This is a genomic window from Paraburkholderia lacunae (assembly GCF_003353175.1).
GTDB lineage: Bacteria > Pseudomonadota > Gammaproteobacteria > Burkholderiales > Burkholderiaceae > Paraburkholderia > Paraburkholderia lacunae.
This window is the reverse complement of record NZ_QHKS01000070.1, coordinates 1-5928: the sequence shown is the minus strand read 5'-3', so window position 1 is coordinate 5928 and position 5928 is coordinate 1. Positions and strand designations below refer to the sequence as shown.

The following is a 5928-nucleotide window of genomic DNA, read 5'->3' as shown; positions in this document are numbered from 1 at the left end:
TGTTCGACCACTGACAGTTTAAAGGCGAGGCTGTAGTCCCGCTGTGTACGCTTGATCCCTGATTCCAATTGACTCTCCTTCCAAGGGCGGAAAAAGTGTCAACCCATTTCAGGACGGGTCAAACCCAATAAAAAAGCCGCGAAACGTTCGCGGCTTTTTTACCTGTCAACCCACTGCTCACTCCCGAACCGGACTCAATACGCCGTGCGCATCCGCTTCGACCGCTTCCGACACCAGAGTCTCGAGCGCCAACCCGCGCGTCTCGATGCCGAGTATCCACACTGCCGCCGCCGCGATCGCGAAACACATCGCGCCCAGCGAGAACACGCCGCCCTGGCCGAACATCGGCAGCACGACACCCACCACATAAGGGCCGATCAGCGATCCCACACGGCCGATCGCCGACGCGAACCCCGACCCGGTCGCCCGTGCACCGGTGCCGTAAAGCTCCGGCGTGTACGTGTACAGCACGGCCCACATCGCGAACAGGAAGAACTGCATGGCCAATCCCGCGCAGATCAGCAGCGTAGGCGTTTGCGCGTGCAGCGCGGTCTGCCCGTAAACATAGGCCATGACCGCGCTGCCGGCGAGCGACGCGATGCACGTCGGCTTACGGCCCCAACGTTCGACCAGCCACGCGGAGCACAGAAAACCAGGAATGCCGCCGAGCGAAATCAGCACGGTGTACAGGACCGATTTCGTCACGGCAAAACCGGCCTGTTGCATCAATGCGCCGAGCCACGACGTCAGCCCGTAGAAACCGAGCAACGCGAAGAACCACAGCGTCCACACCATGATCGTGCGGCGCCGGTAGGCCATACTCCAGATTTCGCGGAACGCGCCCTTGCCTTTGGCGGCCGGCGGTTCCTGCAGCATCACGGGCGCACGCAACTGCGTCAGACCTGCCGCTTTCATCACCTTCGCTTCGACCTCGGCGAGCACCTTGTCCGCTTCGGCAAGGCGCCCGCGATGTTCGAGCCAGCGCGGCGATTCGGGCACGACGCGGCGCACGATCAGCACGAACACGGCGGGAATCGCGAGTAGCGCGAACTCGGTGCGCCAGCCGAACTGCGGCAGCACGAAATACGACACCACGCCCGCCGTGATGAAACCCAGCGGCCAGAAGCCGTCCATCAGCGCGATCAATCTTCCGCGCGAGGCCGCCGGTACGAATTCGGACAGCAACGTCTGCGCAATCGGAAATTCCATACCCATGCCCAAACCCAGCAGCACGCGATAAAAGATCAGCGCGTCGACGCTCTGCGCGGTCGAGCACAGATACGAGGCGAGCCCCCACAGCACCATGCTCCACTGAAATACCGGACGCCGCCCGAAACGATCGGCCAGTAATCCGGCCATGGCCGCGCCGATCACCATACCGAAGAAACTCGAACTCGCAACCAGACCCGCCGCCGCGCTCGACAGGCCGAATTCGGTTTTGATCGAACCGAGCACGAAGGTCATCGTGCCGAGGTCGACCGAATCGAAAAAGAACGCGATGGCAATGATGATGAAGATGGTCCGGTGATAGCCGGAGAACGGCAGTCGTTCGAGTCTGGCGGCAGCGCTCGCGCGAGGCTGAAAAACGGTAGACATATCATCCCTCGTTGATGCGGCGGCTGCCGCGTGGGTGTTCGGTCAGTGCGTTTTCAGTAGACGCCGACATAAATCGGCCACATAGAAGAAATACGTCAACCGGATGGAACGGGAGCGTCGTCTCTCCAACCGGCCGCGCTTCGAAGACTCAGGGCCGAAGCCGTGCGCGCGCAGCGCCGGCAATGCGCGCGAGCGTCTCCGCGCTCAACCGCGCGGCGATTTTCTGGACGTATTCGTGATGCCGCGCCTGCAACGGCGCGCCGAGTTGCTGCGCGAGCAGGTAACGGATCAGCGCGATGCGCCGGTGCCGCAACACGATGCTCTGATCGAGCAGCGCGAGCGCGGCGTGCGCATCGCCCTGATTGCACGCGCGCTCGGTGAGCCGCGCGGTGGCTAGACGGGTCGACGTCATGTCGGTCAGCGTCCGGGGAGCGCGGTGAGCGGCGCAGGTGCGCACCGCTCAGCGCGTGTCACGACATCAGCGGATCGGCCGCATCGAGCATGATCTTGACGAAGTAGTCCGCGAAACTGCGGCGCACGATAAGGTCGAAGCTATCCGCGCCGGTGGGCAGCAGCGTCATCGATGCCTTGAAATAGTGGCTCTGCGCGCACTGTCCGTCGCTGAACAGTTTCGGATGCAGATCCAGCGGGCAGCCGCGCGCCAGCACCTCGCGCGTGCGCGTGCCGCTGATTTCGAGCACCGTGTAGCCGCTGCCGATATCCACCGCCGACGCGAACACGCCCGTCAACACCGCCCCCAGCTTTGCCTGCAACGGCGCGGTACGGGTCGCGTCGTGCGCGGCGGCCGAGCGCACCAGCCATTCGTCGGGCCCAAGCCACAGCATGTCGTAGCCATTGCCGCGCGCGACAGTATTCGCTTTCTCAGGCGGGCGGCAGCCGATCACACTTTCCACCGCTTGCATGAACGCGGCGTCGCGCGTATCGCCGCGCACGTTCACGAGCTCGAGAAACGGCCGCTCGCTCAACCGGAACGCCGCCGACGCCACCGCCTGATGCTTCTTCAGCAGTGCATCCGCGCCCACCAGCGGCGACTCCTGCCACACACCCGTTTGCTCGCCGACAGCGCGGCTCACGGCCGATTGCGTACCTCTTGTTTCATTCCACATGTTGACGTGCTCCTTCGCTGTCGTAGAACACCGAACTGGTGACCTTGGCCGCAATCTGCTTGCCGCTCGCGAGCGGAATCGTGACCGTCTCGCCGATCTTGTCGAGACCGCCCTTCACCACCGCCATCGCAATCGAGCGCTTCAGGATCGGACTGTAATAGCTCGACGTGACGTGACCGAGCATCGGCGCGGTATCGCCCTGGAACGGACCGGCGACGATCTGCGAGCCTTCGGGAATCACGAACGACGGATCGTCCGCGAGCAGCCCCACCAGTTGCTTGCGCCCCGCCTTCGCGGTGTCCGAGCGCGTGAGCGAGCGCTTGCCGAGAAAATCTTTCGACTTCGCCACGAGCCCGCCCATGCCGAGGTCGTACGGCGTCATCGAGCCGTCCGTGTCCTGGCCGACGATGATGTAACCCTTCTCCGCACGCAGCACGTGCATCGTTTCCGTGCCGTACGGCGTGATGTCGAATTCCGCGCCCGCTGCCATCAGCGCTTCCCACACCGCGCGTCCGACGTTCGCCGGCACGTTCACTTCATACGCGAGCTCGCCGGAGAAGCTGATGCGCATCACGCGCGACGCCGCACCCGCCACCGTGCCTTCGCGATAGGTCATGAACGGGAACGCCGCGTTCGCGAAGTCGATATCGTGGCAGACCTTCTGCAAGACCCTGCGGCTGTTCGGACCGACCACCGCGAAGGTCGCCCAATGGTCCGTCACCGAGGCGAGCCGCACGCGCATGTCGGGCCACTCGGTTTGCAGCCAGCGTTCGAGCCAGGTCAGCACGCGCGCCGCGCCGCCGGTGGTGGTGGTCATCATGTAGTGCTGGTCGGCGAGGCGCACCGTCACGCCGTCGTCGAAGATCATGCCGTTTTCGTCGAGCATCAGGCCGTAGCGGCACTTGCCGACTTCCAGCTTGCTCCACGGATTCGTATAGACCCAGTTCAGCAGCTTCGCCGAGTCGGGGCCCTGAATGTCGATCTTGCCGAGCGTCGAGGCGTCGAGAATGCCGACGCTCGTACGCACCGCGAGCGATTCGCGCGCAACCGCCGCGTGCATGTCCTCGCCCGATTTCGGGTAATACCACGGGCGCTTCCAGTTGCCGACGTCCTCGAACGCGGCGCCGTTTTCCACATGCCATTCGTGCACGGCCGTCTTGCGCACAGGATCGAGAAACTCGCCGAGCTCGCGGCCGGCGAACGTGCCGAACGTCACGGGCGTGTAGTTCGGCCGGAACGTCGTCGTGCCTGTTTCGGGAATCGTCTTGCCGAGCGCCTGGGCGAGAATCGCCATGCCGTTGATGTTGCCGAGCTTGCCCTGATCCGTGCCGAAGCCCATCGCGGTATAACGCTTCACGTGTTCGACCGATTCGAAGCCTTCACGCGCGGCGAGGAAAATATCGGCCGCCGAGACGTCGTTCTGGAAGTCGACGAATTGCTTCGGTCCACGCGTCGCCAATTCGCGGCCGCCGACCAGCCACAGCGGCTGCATGCGCGCCTCGGCGATTTCGGCGACCTGCACCGGATTCGGCCGCGCGACGATATAACCGGCCGCACGCGCCGCCTCGACCCCGGCGTCGACCGCGAAACGAATCCCCTGGCCGAGCGTGAAGTCGCCTGCGCACGCGCCGATGCTCGTTTCCGCCTGCATCGCCTTGCCCGGCACGAAGCACGCTTTTTCGTCGTGCCAATGCGCCTTGCCGCCGGACTGCGCGAACAGGTGCAGCGCCGGACTCCAGCCGCCGGACATCGCGAGCAGATCGCAGGGCAGCTCGCCCTGCTTCGCGCCGACCTGTCCGTTCGAGTACGACACCACGTCCACCGACGCAACCCGCAGTTTGCCGTGCGCCGCCGTCACGGCCGCGCCGTTCATCACCTTGACGCCGTAGCGCCGCGCGAGCGCGGGCAGTGTGCCCTTCGACTCGCCCGCCCGCGGATCGACCACCGTCACCTGCGCACCGGCCGCTTTCAGGTCGAGTGCGCATTGGTAGCCGTCGTCATTGTTCGTGAACACCACCGCATTGCGCCCCGGCAGCACCGCGTAGCGATGCAGATAGGTCGACACGGCCGAGGCCAGCATCACGCCCGGCAGATCGTTGTTGCCGAACACGATCGGCCGTTCATGCGCGCCGGTTGCGAGAATCACGCGCTTCGCGCGGATCTTCCACATCAGTTCGCGCGTGCCCTTTCTCTGCGAGACCGGCAGATGTTCCGTGAGACGCTGCGTGACCGTGACGAGGTTGTGGTCCTGATAGCCGAACGCGGTGCTGCGGCACAGGATCTTCACATCGGGCATCTGCCGCAGTTCGTCTTCGATCTTGTGCACCCATTGCAGCGCCGGCTTGCCGTCGATATCCGTGCGGCACGATAGCAGCGAGCCGCCGAGTTCCGGCTGATCGTCGACCAGTGTGACGCGCGCGCCCGACAACGCTGCCGCGTGCGCCGCCGCCAGCCCCGTCGGGCCGCCGCCGACCACCAGCACGTCGCAGTGCGCGAAGCATTTGTCGTAGCGGTCCGCGTCGGTCTGCTCGGGCGCCTTGCCGAGACCTGCCGCGTCGCGGATCACTTCCTCGTACTTCGGCCAGAACTTGCGCGGCCACATGAAGGTCTTGTAGTAGAAGCCCGCCGGAATGAAGCGCGCAAACTTCTGGTTGATCGCCATGCGGTCTTTCTCGATGCTCGGCTTCGCGTTCACGCTGGTGGCGACGAGCCCCTGATACAGCTCCACTTCGGTGGCGCGCGCGTTCGGCACCGTGTACGCACCGGTCTCGAGCTGCACGATCGCGTTCGGCTCTTCCACGCCCGCCGTCACGATGCCGCGCGGCCGGTGATACTTCCAGCTGCGCGCGACAAAATGCTCGCCGTTGGCCAGCAATGCGGAGGCCAGCGTGTCGCCCTGATAACCCTGATACTTGCGGCCATTGAAGGTGAACGTCAGCACGATGGCGCGGTTGATGCGCCCGCCGGTCGGAAGTCGGTCTTTCTGGCTCATTGTGACTTACCCTCGTGTGTCTTACCGTCGTTGTTATCCAAAGCGAGCAGCGGACGATCGAACGTCTCGTAGCCCTGGATTTCATAGCTCACCGTGTCGCGCTGCGCCATGAACCAGCGGCGGCAGCCTTGCGTGTGCATCCATTGCTCGCGGTGCACGCCGCGCGGATTCTTGCGCATGAACAGGTAGTCGCCCCATTCCTTGTCGGTGAGT

Annotated in this window: 5 protein-coding genes; all 5 read right to left on the bottom strand. The window is 64.5% G+C overall.

Annotated features, from left to right (window positions below):
• Window positions 1-177: 177 nt before the first annotated feature.
• Window positions 178-1596 (bottom strand): MFS transporter, encoded by a 1419-nt coding sequence (locus DLM46_RS38595; RefSeq protein WP_115110277.1) that lies wholly within the window; start codon window positions 1594-1596, stop codon window positions 178-180.
• Window positions 1597-1744: 148 nt separating this feature from the next.
• Window positions 1745-2008, bottom strand: coding sequence for a hypothetical protein (locus tag DLM46_RS38590; RefSeq protein WP_115110274.1), 264 nt, complete (start codon window positions 2006-2008; stop codon window positions 1745-1747).
• A 58-nt stretch (window positions 2009-2066) separates the two neighbouring features.
• Window positions 2067-2723 (bottom strand): sarcosine oxidase subunit gamma, encoded by a 657-nt coding sequence (locus DLM46_RS38585; RefSeq protein ID WP_115110271.1) that lies wholly within the window; start codon window positions 2721-2723, stop codon window positions 2067-2069.
• Window positions 2713-5715 carry a sarcosine oxidase subunit alpha family protein gene (locus DLM46_RS38580; protein WP_115110267.1) on the bottom strand — a complete coding sequence of 1001 codons (3003 nt, stop codon included), beginning with the start codon at window positions 5713-5715 and terminating at the stop codon, window positions 2713-2715. The genes DLM46_RS38585 and DLM46_RS38580 overlap by 11 nt, the downstream gene beginning before the upstream one ends.
• The coding region (locus DLM46_RS38575) for a sarcosine oxidase subunit delta (protein WP_115110264.1) at window positions 5712-5928 on the bottom strand (217 nt) is incomplete at its 5' end. The genes DLM46_RS38580 and DLM46_RS38575, both read right to left, overlap by 4 nt.